At 45.0% G+C, this 22,196-nt stretch carries 19 protein-coding genes; 1 reads left to right on the top strand and 18 read right to left on the bottom strand.

Annotation, left to right across the window (positions count from 1 at the left end):
• Window positions 1-7: 7 nt before the first annotated feature.
• The 7 genes from CGZ75_RS06705 to CGZ75_RS06675 all read right to left on the bottom strand — a co-directional run bounded on the left by CGZ75_RS06705 (window position 8) and on the right by CGZ75_RS06675 (window position 10,526).
• Window positions 8-1,216, bottom strand: a complete 1,209-nt coding sequence (locus tag CGZ75_RS06705; protein ID WP_089523453.1) for a macrolide family glycosyltransferase — start codon at window positions 1,214-1,216, stop codon at window positions 8-10.
• A 77-nt stretch (window positions 1,217-1,293) separates the two neighbouring features.
• Complete coding sequence (locus CGZ75_RS06700; protein ID WP_245850728.1) at window positions 1,294-2,022, bottom strand: N-acetylmuramoyl-L-alanine amidase family protein; 729 nt, start codon at window positions 2,020-2,022, stop codon at window positions 1,294-1,296.
• Between the two features lie 161 nt (window positions 2,023-2,183).
• The gene (locus tag CGZ75_RS06695) at window positions 2,184-4,019 is read right to left on the bottom strand and encodes a sensor histidine kinase (protein WP_089523452.1); all 1,836 of its coding nucleotides are present in this window, start codon (window positions 4,017-4,019) and stop codon (window positions 2,184-2,186) included.
• Window positions 4,016-4,717 (bottom strand): response regulator transcription factor, encoded by a 702-nt coding sequence (locus tag CGZ75_RS06690; protein ID WP_089523451.1) that lies wholly within the window; start codon window positions 4,715-4,717, stop codon window positions 4,016-4,018. The genes CGZ75_RS06695 and CGZ75_RS06690 overlap by 4 nt, the downstream gene beginning before the upstream one ends.
• A 177-nt stretch (window positions 4,718-4,894) precedes the next feature.
• Complete coding sequence (locus CGZ75_RS06685; RefSeq protein ID WP_089523450.1) at window positions 4,895-7,846, bottom strand: LamG-like jellyroll fold domain-containing protein; 2,952 nt, start codon at window positions 7,844-7,846, stop codon at window positions 4,895-4,897.
• Window positions 7,847-8,190: 344 nt separating this feature from the next.
• Window positions 8,191-9,903 (bottom strand): urease subunit alpha, encoded by a 1,713-nt coding sequence (gene ureC, locus CGZ75_RS06680; RefSeq protein WP_089523449.1) that lies wholly within the window; start codon window positions 9,901-9,903, stop codon window positions 8,191-8,193.
• On the bottom strand, window positions 9,900-10,526 hold the full coding sequence (locus CGZ75_RS06675; protein WP_089523448.1) for an urease subunit gamma: 627 nt from the start codon (window positions 10,524-10,526) through the stop codon (window positions 9,900-9,902). The genes ureC and CGZ75_RS06675 overlap by 4 nt, the downstream gene beginning before the upstream one ends.
• A 506-nt stretch (window positions 10,527-11,032) precedes the next feature.
• Here CGZ75_RS06675 and CGZ75_RS06670 point away from each other — a divergent pair.
• Entirely contained in the window at window positions 11,033-11,326 is a 294-nt protein-coding gene (locus tag CGZ75_RS06670; RefSeq protein WP_089523447.1) for a hypothetical protein, read from the top strand.
• Window positions 11,327-11,426: 100 nt separating this feature from the next.
• On the opposite strand, the gene CGZ75_RS06665 is transcribed toward CGZ75_RS06670, so the two are convergent.
• The 11 genes from CGZ75_RS06665 to CGZ75_RS06615 form a co-directional block, all read right to left on the bottom strand.
• Window positions 11,427-12,308 (bottom strand): glycine-rich domain-containing protein, encoded by an 882-nt coding sequence (locus CGZ75_RS06665; RefSeq protein WP_141136679.1) that lies wholly within the window; start codon window positions 12,306-12,308, stop codon window positions 11,427-11,429.
• Window positions 12,309-12,627: 319 nt separating this feature from the next.
• Window positions 12,628-13,413 (bottom strand): ABC transporter permease, encoded by a 786-nt coding sequence (locus tag CGZ75_RS06660; protein WP_089523445.1) that lies wholly within the window; start codon window positions 13,411-13,413, stop codon window positions 12,628-12,630.
• Complete coding sequence (locus tag CGZ75_RS06655; RefSeq protein WP_089523444.1) at window positions 13,406-14,308, bottom strand: ABC transporter ATP-binding protein; 903 nt, start codon at window positions 14,306-14,308, stop codon at window positions 13,406-13,408. The genes CGZ75_RS06660 and CGZ75_RS06655 overlap by 8 nt, the downstream gene beginning before the upstream one ends.
• Entirely contained in the window at window positions 14,289-15,239 is a 951-nt protein-coding gene (locus tag CGZ75_RS06650; protein WP_089523443.1) for an ABC transporter ATP-binding protein, read from the bottom strand. Before CGZ75_RS06650 ends, CGZ75_RS06655 begins: the two co-directional genes overlap by 20 nt.
• A 102-nt stretch (window positions 15,240-15,341) precedes the next feature.
• Window positions 15,342-15,623: a DUF3784 domain-containing protein gene (locus CGZ75_RS06645; RefSeq protein WP_089523442.1), complete on the bottom strand. Its 282-nt coding sequence runs from the start codon at window positions 15,621-15,623 to the stop codon at window positions 15,342-15,344.
• Between the two features lie 232 nt (window positions 15,624-15,855).
• Window positions 15,856-16,854, bottom strand: coding sequence for a phosphotransferase (locus CGZ75_RS06640; RefSeq protein WP_176444702.1), 999 nt, complete (start codon window positions 16,852-16,854; stop codon window positions 15,856-15,858).
• A 181-nt stretch (window positions 16,855-17,035) separates the two neighbouring features.
• Complete coding sequence (locus tag CGZ75_RS06635) at window positions 17,036-18,340, bottom strand: N-acetylmuramoyl-L-alanine amidase (RefSeq protein WP_425436476.1); 1,305 nt, start codon at window positions 18,338-18,340, stop codon at window positions 17,036-17,038.
• A gap of 114 nt (window positions 18,341-18,454) precedes the next feature.
• Complete coding sequence (locus CGZ75_RS06630) at window positions 18,455-18,928, bottom strand: DUF4358 domain-containing protein (RefSeq protein WP_089523439.1); 474 nt, start codon at window positions 18,926-18,928, stop codon at window positions 18,455-18,457.
• Window positions 18,925-20,070, bottom strand: a complete 1,146-nt coding sequence (locus tag CGZ75_RS06625; RefSeq protein ID WP_245850727.1) for a DHHW family protein — start codon at window positions 20,068-20,070, stop codon at window positions 18,925-18,927. Before CGZ75_RS06625 ends, CGZ75_RS06630 begins: the two co-directional genes overlap by 4 nt.
• Before the next feature lie 17 nt (window positions 20,071-20,087).
• Window positions 20,088-21,494 (bottom strand): MBOAT family O-acyltransferase, encoded by a 1,407-nt coding sequence (locus tag CGZ75_RS06620; protein WP_089523438.1) that lies wholly within the window; start codon window positions 21,492-21,494, stop codon window positions 20,088-20,090.
• Window positions 21,495-21,523: 29 nt separating this feature from the next.
• Window positions 21,524-22,186 carry a GDSL-type esterase/lipase family protein gene (locus CGZ75_RS06615; RefSeq protein WP_089523437.1) on the bottom strand — a complete coding sequence of 221 codons (663 nt, stop codon included), beginning with the start codon at window positions 22,184-22,186 and terminating at the stop codon, window positions 21,524-21,526.
• Window positions 22,187-22,196 lie beyond the last annotated feature (10 nt).

Raw genomic sequence — 22,196 nt, 5'->3', positions numbered from 1 at the left:
ATATTGTCTACGTACGCTGCTTCACTTCGCCCGAAGGGATCCCGTGCAGCCGCCTGAATCGATCAGCTTCCTCTAAAGCCGCCTGAACTCCACCCGCCTCGCGTAAGCTGAGTCCAATCGTTTCGGCAGACGTTTTGTATGCAGCCGTCTCCATAAGTTCATCTACGGCAGAGCGTAAGCTCTCGGCGGTAAGATTGCGCGGTGACAGCTTGATACCGGCACCAAGTCCAGTGACCCGTGCGGCGACCTGGGGTTGATCGGCTCCATGGGGAATGACCACAAGCGGAATGTTAAAATACAGCGCCTCTGACGTGCTGTTCATTCCGCCATGAGTGACAAAAACAGAGGTCCGTTTCAAAATGTCCAACTGTGGGATATGGGAACGGAAGATGAAATGATCTGGTGCCTCGTCAGCAAAGCTAAGGTCGGCTTTTTTTCCGGCAGAGACGATGACCTGAAAGCGGGGATCAGGGAAAGCTTCCAAACATAATCGGAAGAAATCCTCGCCTTTAGACACAACTGTCCCCATGGAGATGTACACAAGCGGTCGATCATCCAGTTGATAAAAGGGAAAGTCGTTCGGATCTTGCCTTGTAGATATGACTGGGCCGACAAAAGCGTAGCTGTCATCCAATGTCTCCGGACGGGGCTGAAAATAGCGGCTCGTATACACGAGGTTTAAGTCACCCCATTGTGAGAAAACTTCGGGGATCGTCGGAGCGGGAACGCCGTATTTCTGCCCAAGAGCCTCTGCCAGTTGGCCGATCTCCTCCAGAAGGACCCCTCCTTTGCCCAATCCAGGCTCTGCGGAAGGAGCTTTTTTAGTTTCACTAGAAGAGGCAAACGAGGCATGAGAAGCGATGTGAGGAATTTTTAGGATATGAGAAATCAGCTTGCCCCACCCGAATAACGAGTCATGGAAGACGAAATCATACTTATGTTTTGCGGCTTCTTCTAGAACGACTGGCAGGATAATATCAGCGGATTTGAGCAGGATGATCACAAACTGAAAAAAGTTGATCTCTCCCTGTGCTTGACCATCAATAAAGCTTGGATAAGCTTTGAAAGTAATACCTGCAGCTTCGACCTTCTGTCGCATATCTTCTGTGCAGAAGAAATGAACCTCATCGTCATTTTCCATCCAATGCCGGACAATAGGGAGCATCGGGTTTACATGGCCAGCACCAAATCCGCCGACTGCTAATATTTTTGCCACTACGGCACCTCGATTCCTTAGTCTATTCCTTTACTTCTAAACAATTATACTTCTTTCGAATAGACCAAAGTCAATATCTAATACTGGGATAAATATTCAACAATACCCTCTGCGATCAAGTTCGCTGTATTGGTTTGGAACTCTAATGATTGCATACGCTGTTCATCCTCTTTATTTGAAATAAAACCTAACTCCAACAGGATCGAAGGGCTTTCATTCTCTCGTAAAACATGATAATCGCCAGTAGTGACACCTCGATCTCTTACTTCCATGTCTTGCTCAAATATTTTTTCATGAATAAGGTTTGCTAATTGCTGATGCTTATCATCACCGTAATAAGTTGTTATCCCTGATACGTCACTCGATTCAAAAGCATCGTAATGAATACTTATAAATAGATCGGCGTTATGATCGTTAGATATTTTCGCTCGTTCTGCAAGTGACAGTGATTCATCCTCGTCACGGGTTAAGATCACCTCTGCTCCTGTCTTCTCTAACAGAAGCTTTTTAATGTTTTGAATGGTATGGAGCGTTATTTCTTTTTCTTCCAGTCCAGATTGGCCTGTTGCACCGACATCACGTCCGCCGTGACCAGCATCAAGAACGATCTTTTTCCCTTCTAATACCTTTTCAGTAGAGGAAGAAGAGGGGTTATTAACATTAATAGCAGCTTCCTTACTTATTAATTCAGTGGTTATTTCAGTGGCAGTCACTTCTACTTTGAACAGTACTTTGTAGAAAAATAATGCTGCAATTGCAATTAAGAAAATAAAGATCGTTTTTCTCATCATTGTTTTCATTTTCATAGGTTTGTCTCCTCACTTATCTCTTGTAGTTAAAAGTGTACTCGCGAGAGATAAAGACAAAATGGAGCCGAAATGAAGATGAAATGAAGATGGTTACAAAAAAACACTTGTATGACGTTGTTAGCTCACGTCATACAAGTGTTTTTTTAAGTCCTATACAACTATGCTTTTTTCAAATAAAAGTAAAACATCACGCCGTCAAGCGTATTCACAGAACCGTAGGATACACCATGGAGCTCCAAAATGTTTTTGGAGATCGCAAGTCCGAGGCCGGTGCCGCCTGATGCTCGATGTCGTGCAACATCTCCACGATAAAATCGATCCCATATTTTATCCAGCTGTTGGGCAGGTATTTGCGCACCTTTATTTTCAAAACTAACCTTAATCAACTCTTGCTCCTCGCGAACGACAATATAGATGTGCTCATTATCAGGTGTATACCGTATCGCATTGGTTAAGAAATTCGTGATAACCTGCTCGATCCGATTCTGATTAGCCATTACTTCTGCGGATATTAAGTCGGTATGCAGATGAAGTTGCTTAAGCGCAATTTGATCCATGAGCTGATCACAAATCGTTTCAATGCTTTTGTCGATGCAAAACGGCTCCATCAGCATTTTGTAGGTGCCTGATTCAAATTTGGCTAGCTCAAGCATATCGACAATAAGCCTATCCATCCGGTCTACTTCCTTTTCCATGGCTTCAAAATAATGCTCTCTTTTATGGGTTGCAACATCATCCTTCAATATAGAAATGCAGCTTTTCATTATGCTAAGCGGTGTCTTCAGCTCATGGGACACGCCTGAAATAAACTCTTTTCTCGTGCTTTCCAATTGTTTTTCTTTCTCAATATCCTGCTGCAGCTGCTCAATATACGAATGAAGCGTATTCGATAAAGAGTTGATGCTTCTAGATAAATCTCCGATCTCATCACTTGATTTGATTTCAATTTTTTTCGAAAAATCCAAATTTGCGATCCGTTTAGTCGTCTCATTAATTTGCAACAAAGGTCTGGCAATTTTTCTTGAATAGTATAAAGAAACAAACACAATAAGAAGCAGCACAAGTGCAATCATATACACATAATAATCTTCGAGCATTTGTACGGCTTCATCAACGGGTTGCAGCGACGCCATGGAGAAAATGTAGCTCGGTTGGCCCGTATGATCTTTTATAGGGTCAATGAATAGCTTATATTTAACGTCATTTTGCGTAAAATCAAGGATTTGCTGTTGTTGAGAAGCTTCGTCAAATAATAAGTTGGCTTGAAACTGCTTCATTCTTTCCATAAACAAGCGATTCGTATAGATGAAGCTAGAAGACTCATTCCCTTTGGGTAAAAGGACCTTTGTAATCGTTCCGCTCATCATTAAACCAGGAATTGGGGTATATTCTACCTCAGGACTTTGAGCAACCTCTTTTTTTTCTGATTTTTTGATTTGTAATTGGAGCTCATATAACTTTTTAGCTATAATCTCATTTCTCCAATTATCTTGGCTGTTTTCTACAGCCAGTTCATAAGGTATTAATGCAGAGTCCTTTACGTACATAGAAAGATCAACAGCTGTTCCGGGCTTTAACAGTTCAGACAACTGATTTTGATTCGTATCTAATACCTCATCAATGCTCATCAAATGATACAGAGGTACGGATACGATCTTATTTGACGAATCAGGTTCGTTTTTATTCGTAGCTGTTTTGATTTCCAAATAAAAATCATTTGCATTTTTTAGGTTGCCATAGCTGTCTAAAGTGGTAATCCACGTGTTATTTTCGCGATAGAAATCTTGTTCCAGCTTCTGAAGGGCTAAAACACTTCCATCGCTATTTAACAAATCCGATTTAAAGGTTTGAATATTAGCTTGTATATCGGCTACTTTCCGATTTGCATAATATTGTTTGAAGAAGATTGTTTGCCCCAAATAAACTGCGGCTAAGATGAATAAGCATAACAAAGTGGTTAATGTAAATAATTTAAGGACAATGCTTCTTCTCATAAATCACCGTTGAACTTATATCCGGTTCTTACAATAGTTGTAATCACTTTGGATTTATCGCCAAGCTTGTTTCTTATATTGCGGATATGCGTATTTACGGTACGATCATCACCTTCGTATTCGTATCCCCATATTTTTGTAATAAGCTGCTCCCTCGTAATGACAATTCCTTTATTTTGCATTAAATACGCTAGAATTTGAAACTCCGTATAAGTCAGGTATACCTCCACTTCATCTACCGTCAAGGTTCGAGAAGGCAAATGCATACGTAAACCGCTGGCCAGTAATTGTTTATCTGTACTTGATCCCGCAGTGTCCGCCGATCGTTCAATGGGGTACCTGCTATCCAAAAGACGCTTCGTTCTAGCTAATAAAACAGGCGGGCTATATGGTTTCGTGACATAATCATCCGCACCTAATTCGAATCCGAGCAAAGTATCATCTTCGTCTACTCTTGCCGTCAACATGATGATAGGAACATTGGAGCTTTTTCTTATCCGTCTGCAAACAGACCAGCCATCCATCCCTGGCAGCATAATATCAAGAATAATTAAATGCACCTCATTGGCTTCAAATAAGGATAAAGCTGCATTTCCGTCCGCAGCCTCCAGCACATTATAGTTTTCATTCATCAAATAATCTTTTATAATTTCCCGTAAAATCTGTTCGTCCTCTACGATTAATATCGTTTTTGCCACTTCTATTGTCCCTCCCATGTAAACGGACACTTTGTATACAAATTTATTTTAACCTATCACACTCCGATGAAGATAATGTAAAGAAAAACAAAAAAGGGAGTCGATTTCTCGACTCACCTAAAGCTGTAGATGACAACAGAACTCTGGATAGATTCCTTCATCTGAATTTACAGGGTGTTAATTACCCGCCACGAACAAATCATTAACCTCCGTGCCGCTCAAAGCGCGGTTATAGATTCTAAAATTGTCAATAGAACCATCCCACTCTTCATTGTTAGAGTCAGGCGTTTTATGGCGTCCTACACGCATGGCGTCGGTGGAGGAAACCGCTGTACGTGAAGCAGTAGCCACTAATTGACCATCCAGATAGAGCTTTAATATTCCTGCGTCATAAGCAAGGGCTGCATGGTGCCAGCTGGAGTCTGCCGGAATTGTACCTGTCGATACAGTCACAGTTCCACCGAGGAAGCTGGCAAGCTTCCCATCTGCTCTTCGGAATAACCAGCCTCTTCCATTGGTTCCTTCTTGCTGCAAAATCGTTTGTGTCTGTCCTAATGTTGTCTCCAGCTTCACCCATGCTGCAGCTGTAAATGAAGTTGTTCCGGGATTGACGACGTTCGGCAATTGAACATAGTCGTCTACTCCATCCAGTTGAATGGCGCCTTGTGTTTTTCCAGCGGTTGTCCATGCAGAACCATTCATCAATGTTCCTGTGAAGCTATTGCCGGAAGCATCTACAGCGGCCGTTCCACCTGTCTCATCAAACTTCCAATGCCCTTTTAAGCTTGGATCAGCAGGTACAACAGGTGCAGGTTTAAGCTTAATGGCCGTAATGGAATGCGCCGGGAACGTGTATGTGAATGAGTTCGCTCCAACACTTACATCCATTTGTTTATTGATGGCCACTCGGTTAATTGGTTGTTGGTCGTACTCATTATAATCCAGGAAAGCCATCGGATTGTCTGGATTAGTGGAATTTAGAGTCCACACTTCAGCTGAGCTGTTTCCAGTAAATCCATTAAGATTGATTGCAGTTTGAACACTATTTTCACGGCTATCATTCACTACGGTTACATACACATTGCCGGCATCATCCTTCGTTGCTCCGGCGGTAAAATAGCTTTGAGTAAGGTTAGAACGTACCGTTTCAACTTTTCTTGTGCCAGTCATGTTGGAGAACAATTGAATCGTCAGCGCTGTGGCAGTCGGGATAAACTGATCTTCTTTTGGATTAAACATCGCGTTATCCGCAGCGCTTACCGAAGTAGATCCTGGCGGCGCCGAAGCGGGATCAAAGTCGACCAACGTATGTTTGTTCGCTAACGTGACATTAAGTTTCATAAAGCTGAGCAGCTGTTTGCCGACATACAGACCTTGATCAAGCGATCGCAAATAATGAGAGAAACCATCCGTCGCATTCGGGAGTGGAACCCATCCAGCTATCCCATACTCGGACACCATAATTTGTTTGCCGTGATTTGGGCCAAGCAGATTATTAAATGAATTATTCGGCCCGGTAAAATAATGCTCCATTGAACCAGGCTTTCCCATCACTGCATCGTGGAATGCTTTGGCGTACTCTTCCCCTCTCGGCACATTAGGCAACGATATCCCTTGTCCATAGGGATGAATAACGATACCGTCAAAATAATTCTGGGAATTTTCAGCTACCAATTCAGCAGTAACGCCTCCGAAAACGATGAACACTTTAATCGACGGATCAACAGCTTTCATCGCCTGAAAATAATCCACGAAACCGTCATGGTTCACGGTTGAATAGGTAACATAAACGTTATTGTCCGGACGTTTACCCTTCACGTTATCCCCGAAGGTGATTTTTCCAGTATTAAAATCAATCATGTAGTGCTTGTCGGTTGAGAGAGAATTCGCTAAGGTCGCGACTTGTGTCCATGTTTCAGTCCCAACTTCCACCTTGTACGCACCCGCAGCCGAGCTCATCGGCGCATATCTTGCATAATATTCGCTTGTTTTTGCCACGTAAAGGTCGGGTTGAAACTGCGGATCACTGTATGTGATCGAAATCTCATCTCCAGGAACAGGAGTCAAACCATTTATATTGTTGCCGAATGTAATTTTGAAAGTGCCCGCAGCGGCATCCATCACGCCATTTCCATAATGCTGAGCAGTAGGTCCCGAGGAATTAAAGGTAGCCACCTGCGTCCACGTCTGACCATTTACTTTAATTTCCGCAGGCGTTCCTTTTACTTGGTATTCCAAATTCGCAGTGCTTGTCCCCGCTCTTGGCCGGAAATCATTAAATCCAACCGCAGGCTGCCTGTTGTATGAAGAATGGTAGACCGTTCCAGATACCGGAGCGGGATCATCTCCCCAGAGATATTTATGTTCGGCGTTGGATGAGCCCAACCATTCCTCCTGCCCCCCGCCTAGATCCATTTCATTGCCGACTTCCCAATACTTGACATTGTAAGGCTCTGCATGTCCGTTATTGACTCGAAGCTCAGCCCAGTTGATGCCTCCGATTACTACATTGCTATCTTGCGGCCGCCCATTCATGTACGCAACGAATGCTGCCGCTTCCTGCGCGCCGGATAAGCAACTGCTGGATGACCATTGCAAATTACTCCACTCCGAAGAACCATTCGGATTTATTTTCCCCAGGCATTGACCACCAGACCATCCAGAGGCGTCAATGACCACATTTCCCACCGCTCCGGTACGTTTAATCATTTGACCGTATTCGTCAGGGCCAAAATCATTGGAAGTAGGCTCGCCCGTTTTGCCATGGACGTTCTGCTTGCGCTCCGCGTGCGGTCCGATGCCGCGCTGCCACTTGTACTTATTGGCTACCGTACCGCCCGGAAAGCGGAGCATGTTGATCCCGTTATTTTTCACTTCATCAATAAGCTTGCTGTCTAGCGAGTTGGTTGCCGAATTCCAGGAGCCGAATCCTCCATAGATATAGCGGTGGTTGGATCCAAAAATAGTGCCGACCTCACCCTTGTCTACATTCGTATTTACAGTAAGCGTTAGATCTTCTGCAGCATGGGCTTCAGGCAGGTTAACCCATGGAGTCGATCCCAAAGCTAAAACTCCAGCCATTACGAGTAAAAAGGTTTTACTTTGCTTGCCTACTACGCGCTGTCTCATCGTCTACCTCCTAAGTAGTTACAATTGGAAAAGTGGAAACTAGACCCACTACACGATTAAGTTCTCGATCAACACCTCCCTCGCCACTAATATACAGTGAATTCCAGTACATTTTTTGTCTAATATTCAGTTGGAATGTTCCTTTTTGAGGTTCCACCAACTGGCTCAAACTATCTCATCAAAATATAGCAACTTTATTGACCGTAGATGCGGGATTTTCATCGGTCCTCTTTATAGGCTAGCGCATACAATAAAAAAACCAACCGGAATCCTTTCGGATTTCGGTTGGTTTTTTATGTTAATGATCTGTCCAAATGCATGACGGAAAGCTCCGTGTAAAAACTCTAACTTAGGAAGTATAGCTGGGCAAGCGGAAGCGTGTCGGAAGGTCGGCACACGAGGGATTGGCCATTGACCGTTACCGTGTAAGTTGTGGGATCCACCTGAATATCAGGGGTTTCCCCATTTAGAATCAGATCTTTCTTAGTAACGGTTCGACAGTTCCGCACGGGTTTCAACTGTTTGGTTAGTCCGAGCGCCTCTAACGTTCCTGCGTCAAGCGATGCTTGGGAAACGAACGTTGCGCATGAAGCCGAGCGAACACTTCCATAACTACCGAACATCGGTCTGTACATATACGGCTGCGGAGTTGAAATCGAAGCGTTCGGATCCCCCATTAGCGCATGAGCGATCATGCCGCCTTTCAGAACCATTTCTGGCTTCGCCCCGAAGAACGCGGGCTTCCAGAGCACTAAATCCGCCATTTTGCCAACTTCGACCGATCCAACGTAACTGGATATTCCATGCGTAATGGCGGGATTAATCGTGTATTTCGCGATATACCGCTTTACGCGATTGTTGTCGGCTCGCTCGTCGCCGGGTAAAGGACCGCGTTGTTGTTTCATTTTATCAGCGGTTTGCCATGTTCTTGTGGCAACTTCACCTACGCGACCCATCGCCTGCGAGTCGGAACTCGTCATGCTGATCGCTCCGATATCATGCAGAATATCCTCCGCGCCGATCGTCGTCTCCCTGATTCGAGAGGCGGCAAAGGCGACATCCTCGGGGATTCTCGGATCCAGATGATGACACATCATAAGCATATCCAAATGCTCATCTAAAGTATTACGCGTGTAAGGCATCGTAGGGCTTGTTGAGGAAGGAAGCACGTTTGGCATGGAAGCTACGCGCAGTAAGTCCGGAGCGTGTCCACCGCCTGCTCCTTCTGTATGATAAGTATGAATGGCGCGGCCGTTAAAAGATCGAAGGCTGTCTTCCACATAGCCGGCTTCATTTAACGTGTCAGTATGAATATTAACCTGTATGTCGTATTCCTCGGCGACGTTTAAGCATGTATCGATCACGTAAGGGGTGCTTCCCCAGTCTTCGTGAATTTTAAGAGCTCCGACTCCCGCGAGCACTTGTTCTCTTAGCGCAGCCGGTTGAGCGCTATTTCCCCGACCAAGCAGAACGAAGTTCATCGGCAAGGAATCTGTTGCTTGAAGCATGCGCTGAATATGCCATACACCTGATGTGCAGTTGGTAGCTAACGTACCCGTGGCTGGACCAGATCCGCCTCCGACGAACGTCGTAGTGCCACTCTGCAATGCGATTTCGATTTGCTGCGGGGAAATGAAGTGAACATGGCTGTCGACGCCTCCAGCCGTTACAATCAGATTCTCGCCGGATATAACCTCTGTACCAACACCAATGTACATATTCGGAGTAACACCGTCCATGATCAACGGGTTTCCGGATTTCCCTATTCCACTGATTAATCCGTCTTTTATGCCGATGTCTGCTTTCACAATTCCCCAAGTATCAATAATAATGGCATTCGTAATGACCGTGTCCAGAACGCCCTCATCCCTTGTTGCGAGCGGGTGCTGCCCCATTCCGTCCCGGACCGTTTTTCCTCCGCCAAATACGCATTCATCGCCATATACCGTAAAGTCTTTTTCTATTTCGATTTTTAGTGATGTGTTGCCGAGGCGAACACGATCCCCAGTTGTCGGTCCGTACATGCTTGCGTAGGTTGCACGATCAATTGTTTTCATGACCTCGCCCTCCCGTTGATTTTGCCTGCGAAGCCGTGAATCTCTTTGGAGCCTCCGATTTCGACCAATTCGATTGTTTGCGTTTCATTAGGTTCAATTCGAACGGACAAACCAGACGGAATATCTAGACGATAGCCTTGCGTGCCTTCTCGTTCAAAAGTAAGCGCAGCGTTGCATTCGTAAAAATGGAAATGAGAACCTATTTGGATAGGACGACTGCCCGAATTGGTGACGGTCCGAGTAATGCGTGATCGATCGGGAAGAAGAACGATAGGTTCTTCGGCAAATTCATAGGCTCCCGGCATTGTTGTGGCTGTAGAACCTTCTATCGGATCATGGACGGTAACTAGCTTGGTGCCGTCTGGAAAAGTCGCTTCGACCTGTACTTCGCTCAACAATTCAGCAACGCCGTCCATCACTTGCTCCGCCGTTAAAATGTGGCGTGCCTCTTCCATAAGAGCACGCACGGTTTTTCCATCGCGGGCGCCTTCTACGACAAAACCCGTGATCAGCGCAATGGCTTCGGGGTAGTTGAGCCTGACTCCTCGGGTTAACCTCTTCTGCGCCATGTCGGCGGCAAGATACATTAACAGCTTCTCTCGTTCTTGCACAGTCAAATTCATAGAACAAGCCTCCCTTTGCCACGAACATAACATTATATGTTATGAAATGTAGTTATGTAACAAGATTTAATAAGAATGTAGCACGGTTCTTAATTAAGGTCAATAATTAATGTTAGAAAACATAACATAAAAACGTGTTAGGAGAGTGACAAGCTAGAGTAGCTGGGGATTTATTGGTGGATTATATCTAAAGAGGGATGATCCCTTGCAGAGATGAGGAGTACGGGCTCTTACGGACCTTGTGCCCAGTGCGCCGGTACCGTTGTGCCAGTTGAGATAGACCCCGAGCGCATGATTGCTCCTGAACTGTCGCTCAAGAACGGTATGGCTACGACAAGGAACCTGTTTCGTTTAAATTCAAAAAGATGGAGTGTACGGACTATTATCAGGGCTGTGTATCCGATCTTCAGACTTTTATCGACGGGCGTACCAGCAGTAAAGGCAATCTGAGGATGATCTCGTTTTTCTCCAAACAGTCGGAATGTCCAGCGTGTGAGGGAACGGGAATGAGCAAAGGCGTGCTGGACATCCAAATTTCCCGTTTTACGCTGGCTGAGGCCAATAAGCTACCGATACCGGAAATGTTACTCTTCATCAAGAACTTGGAACATTCGATGAACCCGCATGAGTTCGAAATCGCCGGTCCTATCATCAGAGAACTCGAGCTTATTCTTCTCTACTTGAACAAAATTGGTCTCCGGATGCTGCCTCTAATGGCTTCGCAGGGAGCTCTTCCGGCAATTTTTCTTGAATCGCCGGGCATTGGACAGATACCGGTTGAGGCATCATATCCGATGTAACGCAGAGTATCAAAAATTGCTTTGACGTTGTTTTCGGGAGAAAATCCAAAAAGGCTGTTCCCTCGGCAAATTTGCCACTGGAACAGCCTTTTTGAATACACTAGCTTCCACCGCCACCACAACTGCTGCCACCACCGCAGCTGCTGCTAGAACAACTGCTGTTGCTGCTCGAATCACTGCCACTGCCCGAGCAGCCGCTTCCCCCTGAACCATCGGTAGACCCGCTCCCAGAATCCCCTGCGCAGCCAGACGCGGCACAAACGCTTGCCGACGAGCTATCACCGTTACGGTCACGAGGTAATTGTTCCTCCATTTCCATGGCATACGTATCCTGGTGATAGATCGAGTACATAACCATGAGCCCTGCAAAATAAACGCCATAAGCAGGATTGGTTAGATCCATTTTCTGTTTTGCGTTAAGCCGCACCGCCCCCTTCAGAGAGCGTGCACGATCGCTCTGGTGAGTCAGTTTATCGAGTAGATAGCTGACCAACTGAGGGTCGGCGTCCTCTCGGAAATATCTACGCCGCAGTTCTTCCTCCGGCAGGGATTGCAGCTCCTTCAATCGGATATTATCAAGAGGATGTCGGAAAAACGGCCCCCAAGCAATTGGCGTAAAACTATGGATTCGGAAAAGATAGGAATAGATTAGGTCAAACCAAGCCCGCCCGCCTGGATCGGGTACGGATTGAACGGCCGGTGCATGATGAAGCATTCCGCCCAGCATTTTACTTCCGAAGCGCTCGTATTCCCGAGTATACATAATCATTTCGTGCCAAACGCCATCAACCTCGTCACTGAACATCGGTACACTTTTAAGCACCGAGCAAATGGCGAAATATCGCTTCAATTCAAATAACAGCAGTTCGAAGCGATCCTCCGCTACATGGGGATGCTCGGTCAGATACCGTTGTCTGATCTGTTGAATATAGTCGTCGGATAAAGCCTGATCAAGTGAGGCAATCGTCCTCGCCATGGGCACTTCCGGCAATGCTCCAAGGTGGCTCCAGCTTGTTATTTCCGCCTTCGCTTCGGCTAGGTATTTTGCACGCTGGACCGTCTTTCTATGTTGCTCCAGCCTTCTCCTTGCCTGCTGGGCCCTCCCTTGAATACCATTTGTTTTTTTTATGCTTCCGATGACAAGGAAAAAAATAAGAAAACAGAACAAAAGGATGCACGGGATTATAATTGCTAATACGAAAGGTTGAATTGGTTCGCCCTCCCTTTAATGGATGCCCTAATTTTACCATAACTTCTCAAGGGAAAGCCTGTTCTTGTTTGGAATCTCGAAAAGCAAAATTTCACAGGGGCAAATCCTTTTGTTTGAACACCCGTAAGCTAAGCATATAAAGGATAATTCCAACAACGGCGAGTGCAACATACTGTATCGTATAATTCTCGCCGTGCAACACGGCATCCGTATTAAACAAGGAGTTCATGGAGATATACTTTAGTTTTTCCAAGCTGCTATCGACGTCTCCCATCAACTTAAGAAGGAAAAACGCCATCGGTAAGCCCGCCCCCCATGCCAAAGAATTCTTGGTGAGATTGAATACGCAGGAGAAGAAGAAGGAAATGCCGCTTGTTGCGAACATTAAGAGAAACAACCCTATGTTTAGCGCGAAGTAATTGGACAGGCTTATTTGAGTGTCCCCTTGAAACGTTTGTATAGAAATAAATCCAGCCACAGTAACGATCAAGATCATTAGGAGCAGCGATGTAATCAAATAAGTCGCTTGCGTTAGAACGACTGTGCTTCGTTTGGTTGGAGTTGAGAGTAAATAAGCCATCGACCCCCTATCCACTTGCGACGCGATGAGACTGTTGGCAGTCATAATGATGAATACGATGGGCAGAAGGATTCCATGAATCCCATAAAAGGTATTGGAGAGCATGCCGAGGAACGTAGCCTCACCAAGCAAGCTCGCAAGCGGTGTATCCTTTACCAAGCCGGACATATCAGATATAGTGCTGGGATTGAATACAACGATGAGCAGAACATGTAACACGGTCATTATCACCGTAAAGATAAGCCATAACTTAATATTAGACTTAAGCGTTTGTTTGAAAATCGCTTTGCTAAGCATGAGCTTTATCCTCCTCATAGATTCCTTTGAAGTAATCCTCAAGCGTATACTTAATTTCCTTAATGAATTTGATAGGATAGCCCTTTAAAGTTCTAAATAAAGGGTTGATGTCGGCATCGTTGATTCCTATAATCACTTGATTTTGTTCGTCGCGTCTCGTAAGGATAGTAAAAGCTTCGCTCAAAAAGCGAAGATAGTCCTCACGGGCTAGAAACTCGATTTTATACTCTTTGTTCTCATTGTGCTTGACCTCGGAGGTTCGTTTGACCGCAATAAGCTTTCCACCCTTGATTAAGGCCACCTTATCGCATGTGTGTTCAACTTCCTCGAACATGTGGCTCGACATGAAGATCGTTGTGCCCTTATTCTTCTGCTCGTTCAAGATGTCAACGAATTGAGCCCGCATGAGCGGGTCTAACCCTGTTGTTGGTTCATCTAAAATCAGAATGTCGGGATCGGCCATAAAAGCTGCGACAATCGCGGTTTTCTGTTTCATTCCTTTGGACATTCTTTTCAAATTGGCCGTGGGATCAAGCTGCAGTTGGTTGATAACTTTCTCCGCATAGGTCATATCCGTTAATCCCAATAGTTCCGCTTGCCTTCTTAAAAACTCCGTTCCCGTAGGCGCATCTGGAAATGCAATCTCACCAGGAATATAGCCGATCATTCTCTTGAGCTGGGCAGAATCCGTCCATCCATTCTTACCATTAATGGTCACGGAACCGCTTTGCGGTTTTAAGAATCCCATCATATGACGTATGGTCGTTGTTTTACCGGCTCCGTTCGTCCCTACAAATCCAAAAACCTCGCCCTTTTCGATCGTTAGATCAAGGTTGAATACACCTTTGCCATGCCCGTAATCTTTAGTTAAGTTTTTAATTTCGATGTAAGACATCCGGAATGGCACCCCCTGCGTCGTTCGAGTTGCGGTCATAGAACTTCATGAAATAATCCTCTAAAGTGAACTTGATCTCCGAAAAGAACTTTACCTCATAGTCGGCAAGGAGGGAGATTAAGCTGTTGATATCCGCATCATTGATTCGCAAGGTGGTCTGCAGCTTGTGAGGCGTTAAAGTTAGGACTTCAATTTGTTGAATCGACATCAATTCTACGCCAAATCGAGTAAACGCCTCTTCGGTTATAAATTCAATCTCGTAGGTTTTGCTTTTGTTATGCCGTAAATCATCTGCAACGAAAGACGAGATCAGCCGACCTTCCTTGATGATCGATATCTTGTCGCAAGTCGCATCAATTTCGGAAAAAATATGACTCGAGATCAAGATGGTTTTTCCCCTCTTCTTCTCTTCCTTTATGAACTCAATAAAGAAGGTTTGCATAATGGGGTCAAGCCCGCTTGTCGGTTCATCAAGCACAAGTATGGCGGGGTCATGCATGAATGCCGTCACGATCGCGAGTTTCCGTTTCATGCCTAGTGACATTCGCTTCAAGCTGCCGCTTGGATCGAGCTCAAACTTGTTTATCAGAGCTTTTGTATGTTTCATATCCTTAATCCCGCGTAGATCCGCCATCATTTTAATAAAATCGGTCCCGGTCAACGACTCAGGCAGCGCGATTTCTCCTGGCAAATAGCCTAATTCCCTTTGGATATCGCTCGCGCGCTCCCAGCTATTGAGCCCGTGCACCAAGGTGCGTCCCCTCTGCGGACGGGAAAAACCCATGATATGACGGATAGTCGTTGTTTTACCGGCTCCGTTCGGTCCTAAAAACCCATACACTTCCCCAGCTTCGACGCTGAAAGAGACATCGAATATTCCTCGACTATGACCATAATCCTTAGTCAAATGTTCAATCTCAATGATTGGCATAGTAGCTCTCCTTCCATCACAGTCAACAAGGATCAGACTCGAAACAGTGAAGCCAATCGGCTTCACTGTTTATATACTCTATGATTGCATAAGGCTGAATAATTATCTGTCAACCATTCTCGTATTTACATAACCGAGCAAAATAACAAATCCCACTATACTAATCGGGAGCACCACTTCAGCATCAGGGTTGTCTATTAATCCGGCTACGATCATTGCAATGCCTACAATAAAGTTATAACTCCCTGCTAGCTTTGCCAACTTTTCTTTATCCCGCACACGATGCTGGTTAAAGCCGGACAGCAACCAGGTTTTTTTCTGGACTCCGACAAGATGAGCCAAAACCAGAAAGACAACCCCCAGAAAGATCAGATGTGGTGTCATAATAGTGCACCTCAGTTCTTTATCCAAAATTGTAAATCATGATTTTTGAATTCATTCCACTTAATTAATTCGATTCCTGTGTTCACTATCCCCTCTAACAATCGTTTCTATTTTCTTATACTTTTCATAGCTATCGTATTCCCAAATAGCGAATATTTCTGTGGTCAATTCTCTACTCGGTACCATCCATCGTCCACATATTACGTCCAATTTATATATGTTCCTTTGCTAATCAAAGCAAATATCCTGCTATGAGTTTATTAATTTTCTCGCCATTATTATTCAACCAATCGTTACGAGTAATGAATTGATTTAATATGTAATTAAAATTCTGCTCTATATCCACTCCTGAATATTGCTGACCAATATAAATATGAAGAACAGCAATATGATATAGCTGAGTTAATAACTGTAATTGATTCAACTCATGAGATGTACATTTTCTAAACTGAGAGTAGCCTTTAATATATGCCTCCACCATTTTCCAAGAACCGTCGGTCAATTGAAGGATATGATTAAGCGATATTACAAATTCCATAAAGCTGACGTCAAGAGACGTGAAATCAAAATCTAATACGCCTGACATTCGATCACCCGTTGCCAGTAAGTTGTAGATTAACAAGTCATGGTGAACAAATTGCTTAGGTAGATCATCGATTAGATGTATTTTTCGTTCCAGCGTAGAAATCATTTCTTGATAAAAGGTCATGGACTTTGAGGGAATGTGAAAAGGTGGTTTATTGAAAAAAGCGTCAACGTTGTTGAAATCAGCGAGTGGATGCAGTTGATTAAACCTAGAAAAGGGCATGCCTTTGTAGTTCGTATCTCTAGCTTTGAAATGCAAAAGTGCGGAAGAGACTTCACCAACCACACTTCCGAAATTTTCAGCTTGTTGAATCGTTGCCATCTCGGGGATTGTGCCCTCAATAAATGAGACGACTGCACCTAACGTTCTGTCTCTGAAATGAATATATTGGTTGCGTGCTAATGTTGGCAAAAATGCAGGCACTTCAAATGAAAGATTGCTACTGTTTAAAAAGGTTGTAATTTCCGCTTCTAATTTAATGCTCTGCACGTTTTTAGTATGGGAATTATAAATGCGAACAACATATTTATTATTATCTATCGTAAGAAATTTCGTTATGTTCGTTAGACCAAAAGGAACTGGTTGAATCTCATAATGGGTAATTTTAAAATAATGACTCAGTAACTCATCGATTTTCTCTTTCAAAACCATCTTTCCCTCACTCTGTGAAATTATCTTATTTTCAAATTAAACTATATCTCATTAGATATATGAATTAAAATAGACAGCTGGGCCTAGTCCGCAGCTGTCCATCCAACTTCTTTAAATCTCTAAACCGAAAAGGACTAATCCTTGGTGTCAGAACCGGCAAGTCTCCGTTTATTCGTTATTCCGATTGAAAAGCAGGAATTTGCAATAAATCCGGAATCGTAACGTAGGAGTAGCCCTTATCTTTCAGTTCAGGAATCATTTTCTCCAAAGCTTCAATCGTGTTTGCAAGCTGGTTTTTTCCATTGGAGGTATGCTGGAGAATGATTCCTCCGGGAAATAATTGTTGGCGAACCAGCTCCAAAATATCCTCTGACGGTGTTCCTGACCAGTCTGTGGTATCTACGGACCAATTGACGACAGCCAAATTCATTTCGTGAATTTGCTCCAGTTTTTCTTTGCCCAGCGAGCCGTAGGGAGGACGAAACAAAGTAGGACGATAACCAACGATCTCTTCAAGCAGCGTTTGTGTATCTTCAATTTCCTGTCTCATTTCTACTGCAGAGAGGTTCTTAAAGTCTGGGTGAGACCAGGAATGGTTGCCGATTATATGTCCATCCTCAGCAATAAGCTTTACGATATCGGGATTGGCTTCGGCTTTGTTCCCTAAGAGGAAAAAAGTCGCTTTAACGTCATGCTCTTTCAAGATTTTCAGAATTTTCGGAGTTACGATACGATCCGGGCCATCGTCAAAGGTTAGAGCAACCTGCTTTTCGTCTTTGTCAGACCCATTATAATAAATGGTTTTCTCGATCTTCTGCTGATCTTGGAGATCCGGAGATGATACGGTTTGATGTGAAGGCTGTTTTCCGTTAAAATACTTCTTCAGCGCTTCATGAATGGCGTTGGCCGCTGTCTCCTGTCCCTTATCGCTTAACAGCATTTCTTCCTCTTTTGGATTAGTTATATATCCCGATTCCACGATAACAGCTGGTACTTGTGCCGTTGATAAAATAATATACTGGTCCTGCTTCACACCGCGATCCCGAGTGTCCAATGCCTTTGAAACTCCTTTCTGAAGTGTTTGAGCAAGAGCCAGGCTATTTTTCTTGAAATAGATTGTTTCTGTTCCAGAAACCTCTTGATCCTCATACGTATTCCCATGAAGAGATATAATGGCGTCTGCTTTCCATTCATTTGCCAGCTCGGCCCGTTCCTCTAACTCGATAAATTGATCATCCGTTCGGGTCATTTTGGTTTCAAACATAGAGTCTTGGCGGAGCAATTCGTTGACGCGATGAGCTAAAGACAAGTTGGAATCTTTTTCATTGGCTCCGCTTGCTCCCGTTGCTCCCGGATCTTTGCCGCCATGTCCCGCATCGATTACGATTCTGAATTTCACAGGAACTGCCGAATTGGATTTGGACACGGAAGCAAGGGGATCAGTGAAAGAGCCGACACTCCGGATTACGAGAACTATCATGATGATGGAGAGCAATAACAGCACTAAAGCAGATGCCGTGTTAATATACTTGCCGCGTTTACGTACTCTGTAACGGACCATGACTCCTCCTTAAACGTTTGATTATTAACACGCCTATTTCCATGCAGCGTCAAATGCTTCTTCAATACGGTCTGCATTCGCAGAAACCGTAAAGAGAACAAACGGCCCTTTGGATCGGAGCACATGTTTTTCAATCAGGTAATACTCTTTGGGCCGATAGTCTTTAAATTTAACGGTTTGCGCCTGAATTCTTTGTTTAATTTGTTCCATCACGCTTGCGGTTTCGCTTGCATGTTTGACTTTGATGATAGCCAGCTCGTCTGCTTTCACATTGGATGTCGCAGTATACAGTACAAAATCCTCTATATCGTCAGCCTCTATACCGTATAATTTCCGCAGCTTATCCGCATCCTGTTGCTTCATTCCGCTTAAATCCGTCGCTTTCTCCATATGCTCCGTGAGCCCTGTAATAGTCGGGACTTTGCCTGTCCCGGCATTGTCGGAGCAGGCGCTTAAAAGTCCGATGACCAATGCCAGTGCAAGCATGAGCATGCTTCGTTTTATCATGATGCTTCCTCCGATAAATTCAGAATGGATGGGTCTTCAAAGAAGGTTTTGATATTGTACAGGATCAACATGTCCCGATATTCACGCTCTCGTGTAAGGTCAAGAAGCGAATCGGTAAAATAACGAAGATCCACGACGTCGATTTCTCCATAATGTTTCGTCAAGAATGGAATCAGACTATTGGCATACGAGTCCTTAATAACCAGCAGCTTTTTCTCTGGCGGACCATCCGTCACGATCCGAATCAAGGCGTGATTGCCACCCAAAAAGACAGCGTATTTGTCCTTTTCATTGAGCCTATCCTTTTCATACAAGGATTCCGTCACACGACCTTCCTCCACATAGGCAACCTTCACTGGGCCCTCCTGTTTTGGTCTATAAATGCTGATTTCGTCAGGTTTAAGGCGACGGAACCCGCTTTTCGAATACAGCGACCCGTAAAATTCATCCGTTGCCAAATCGATCCGGAACGAGCTCTCTTCCTGCGGAACGATTCCCAATTGGTCGCTAAGTTGGCGGTAGGCGTAATAAGCGCCTTTTGTAGTCCAATGATGGTCCGTCTTATAAAAGAGGGGCTGATCACGCTCCGCATACAGGGCAGAGTAAGCATCGGTAACCTGGATGTTTGGGGGCAGCAGCCCTCCTATCCGCTTCAGATCGGCTAGCTGGTCTCCGACGGGAACATGAGCCGGCAGCTTTTCAGGGAACAGCGCGGCGGCGGTCGGCACGAGCATGATTACTTTGCGAAGACCGGGCACAGCCCCGTCAAAAGCCCGAATCGCCTGCGCCCTTTCTTCCAGCTCGGCATCTGACGGAGATGTAAAGCGCTCCATCAGATAACCGTCCTTACCAAGAAAAACGCCATTGCTTTCTTTTTTTCCCATAGCGCGGTCTAGATCGGTCTTCATTCCCACCCAGATGTTCCGGAGAGCAACTTGGTCCGAGGCAGAACGTTCGTAGTCGGAAGTGAATTGCCCCGAAATTAGAGTCCGCAGGGAAAAGTCAGGCCGTTGTTCCAGCACCCGATTCTCTGTATCTGAAAAGGACCTTTCCGGCGTCAGCACGTTCGCCAGAGCCATCGCGCCAATATAGAAGAACAGCAACAATCCGATAAGGGAACGTGATTGGGCCATGCGTCTCATCGTAGTTTCATCCCCCCTCAGAATCGGAAATATAAAAATGGATTATAGGTTTGCGCGACCAGATAAGCCGTCGACAGAACCAGCGCAATCAAATAAAGAACCGGAACGGCAGCCGTACCTATGAGGCGATGCTTGAAGGTAAACCGCAATAACCATTTGCGTGGGAGCGGTGTTGCGCACAGGGCAGACAGCGCCAGCACGAGGCCATATGTCGAAAGGTCGTAAAGCGCCTGACCGTTCGCCCATCCGTTCGCGGCGAAACCGATCATACTGCCGATAAACGCCCAAGCTGTTTCCATCCGCTCGAATTCAAAAAACACCCAGCCGATAGCAACAGCCAAAAGCAAATACAGGTGGGCTACAGGACGCGGCAATCGATTCAGCCATTTCAGCAAAAACAGCTTCTCGAGCGTCACAAGCAATCCGAAATACAATCCCCAAACGACAAAATTCCAACTGGCACCATGCCACAAGCCGGTTAAAAACCAGACAATGAACAAATTTAGCAATTGCTTGTTCATCCCTACTCGATTGCCGCCTAGCGGAATATAGACGTATTCGCGGAACCAGGAACCGAGCGATATATGCCAGCGCCGCCAGAAATCCGTCACACTCCGGGAGATGTACGGGTAATTGAAATTAATCTTCATATGGAAACCGAGCATTTTGGCCAACCCGCGTGCCATGTCCGAGTAACCGCTAAAATCAAAGTAAATTTGCAAAGTGAATGCGGCGATGCCGAGCCAGGCACCAAGAACGGTAATATCTTCAGCCGGCGTCGCTTTCACACTTGTCCATAACAGACCGAGATTGTTGGCCAGCAGCATCTTTTTCGCCAAACCGCGAATGAATAATTTCGCTCCCTGACCGAAGCGCTGCAGCGTTACATTACGCGAGACCAATTGCCGGGCGATGTCTCCATATTTGACGATTGGCCCGGCTACGAGTTGAGGAAACATCATCACATAGGTCCCGAAAGTGATAATATTCCGCTGCGGCTCCATTTTTCCGCGATAGATGTCGATCATATAGGACAAGGTTTGGAACGTGTAAAAGGACAGACCGATCGGCAGCGGAAGGTCAACAGCCTGCAGATTCAGAGAAAACCATTGGTTCAGATTGTCGACAACGAATCCGGCGTATTTGAAAAAGCCCAGCAGACCCAAATTTCCAGCCAAAGAAACGAAGAAAACGATTCTGGCTACTTGCTTTCGATGCCTGAAACGGTGGATCAGAAGCCCGTTGACATAATCGAAGACACTGGCAAAAATCATTAAAAAGATATACAGTGGTTCTCCCCAAGAGTAGAAAATAACACTTGCAAGGAGCAGAACGACGTTCCGCAGCCGTTTGGGCGATAAGTAGTAAAGGAGCAGGACGGTCGGCAAAAATTGAAACAGAAAAATCAGGCTGCTGAAAACCACCGTTTATTCCCTCCCCAATTGCCCCGTGCTCATTTGGAAAGACCATTCAAATGGTCGAGTAGAAAAGGATAAAACGCTGCTTGAAAATGAATGCCGTCGGTGTCGTACAAATCGGTATGTTCGGCAACGAGAGAGGTCAGATCGATATAATTCACCTGCTTTTTCGCGGCAAGCGCCTTAAGCCCTTCGTTGTAATCCGCGATGTTGCGATAACGCGGTTCCGTTTTCTCCGCTTCAGCCGTCACCGGCGTCACAGACAGAAGCGTAATGGTCGATTTAGGAAGTTTATCCTGAATGGCGTCAATCAGTCGTTCATATTGCTTCAACGAGTATTCCTTCGGATTATCTGTAGGCCAAAGGATATCCGTTGAACCTAAATGAATATAGACTTTTTCGGGCTTTCGAGCAGCCAACTTGTCCACATCATCGTCCATTAACGTGAATTCGGCTGTTTTTCCCGCACCGGCCAGCACGTTTTCCTCGTTTAATACATCGTGAAAAGACAGCCCTTCTGTAATGGAATCGCCAAGAAAGACGCTTGTTCCGTACAGTTCTTTGTAATTAATAGGCGGCGTTGTCGCCGTTGGTTTCAAAGTAGCTTCAGCTTGTCCACCATTACCTTGATTTCCACAAGCCGCCAGCAAAAACACCATTGCGATAACGAGCATTACCAAGCTTTTATTCTTCATCATTTCTATCCCC

Source organism: Paenibacillus herberti (assembly GCF_002233675.1).
GTDB classification, from domain to species: Bacteria; Bacillota; Bacilli; order Paenibacillales; family Paenibacillaceae; genus Paenibacillus_O; species Paenibacillus_O herberti.
This window is presented reverse-complemented; position numbering and strand designations above follow the sequence as displayed.

Bases quoted from the DNA above. Each gene is read 5' to 3' on its own strand.
- CGZ75_RS06635 (WP_425436476.1), bottom strand. From the start codon at position 18,340: ATGATAGTTCTCGTAATCCGGAGTGTCGGCTCTTTCACTGATCCCCTT.
- CGZ75_RS06645 (WP_089523442.1), bottom strand. From the start codon at position 15,623: ATGACACCACATCTGATCTTTCTGGGGGTTGTCTTTCTGGTTTTGGCT.
- CGZ75_RS06630 (WP_089523439.1), bottom strand. From the start codon at position 18,928: ATGATAAAACGAAGCATGCTCATGCTTGCACTGGCATTGGTCATCGGA.
- CGZ75_RS06670 (WP_089523447.1), top strand. From the start codon at position 11,033: ATGAGCAAAGGCGTGCTGGACATCCAAATTTCCCGTTTTACGCTGGCT.
- CGZ75_RS06625 (WP_245850727.1), bottom strand. From the start codon at position 20,070: ATGAGACGCATGGCCCAATCACGTTCCCTTATCGGATTGTTGCTGTTC.
- CGZ75_RS06615 (WP_089523437.1), bottom strand. From the start codon at position 22,186: ATGATGAAGAATAAAAGCTTGGTAATGCTCGTTATCGCAATGGTGTTT.
- CGZ75_RS06655 (WP_089523444.1), bottom strand. From the start codon at position 14,308: ATGTCTTACATCGAAATTAAAAACTTAACTAAAGATTACGGGCATGGC.
- CGZ75_RS06685 (WP_089523450.1), bottom strand. From the start codon at position 7,846: ATGAGACAGCGCGTAGTAGGCAAGCAAAGTAAAACCTTTTTACTCGTA.
- CGZ75_RS06700 (WP_245850728.1), bottom strand. From the start codon at position 2,022: ATGAAAATGAAAACAATGATGAGAAAAACGATCTTTATTTTCTTAATT.
- CGZ75_RS06650 (WP_089523443.1), bottom strand. From the start codon at position 15,239: ATGCCAATCATTGAGATTGAACATTTGACTAAGGATTATGGTCATAGT.
- CGZ75_RS06695 (WP_089523452.1), bottom strand. From the start codon at position 4,019: ATGAGAAGAAGCATTGTCCTTAAATTATTTACATTAACCACTTTGTTA.
- CGZ75_RS06675 (WP_089523448.1), bottom strand. From the start codon at position 10,526: ATGAATTTGACTGTGCAAGAACGAGAGAAGCTGTTAATGTATCTTGCC.
- CGZ75_RS06660 (WP_089523445.1), bottom strand. From the start codon at position 13,413: ATGCTTAGCAAAGCGATTTTCAAACAAACGCTTAAGTCTAATATTAAG.
- ureC (WP_089523449.1), bottom strand. From the start codon at position 9,903: ATGAAAACAATTGATCGTGCAACCTACGCAAGCATGTACGGACCGACA.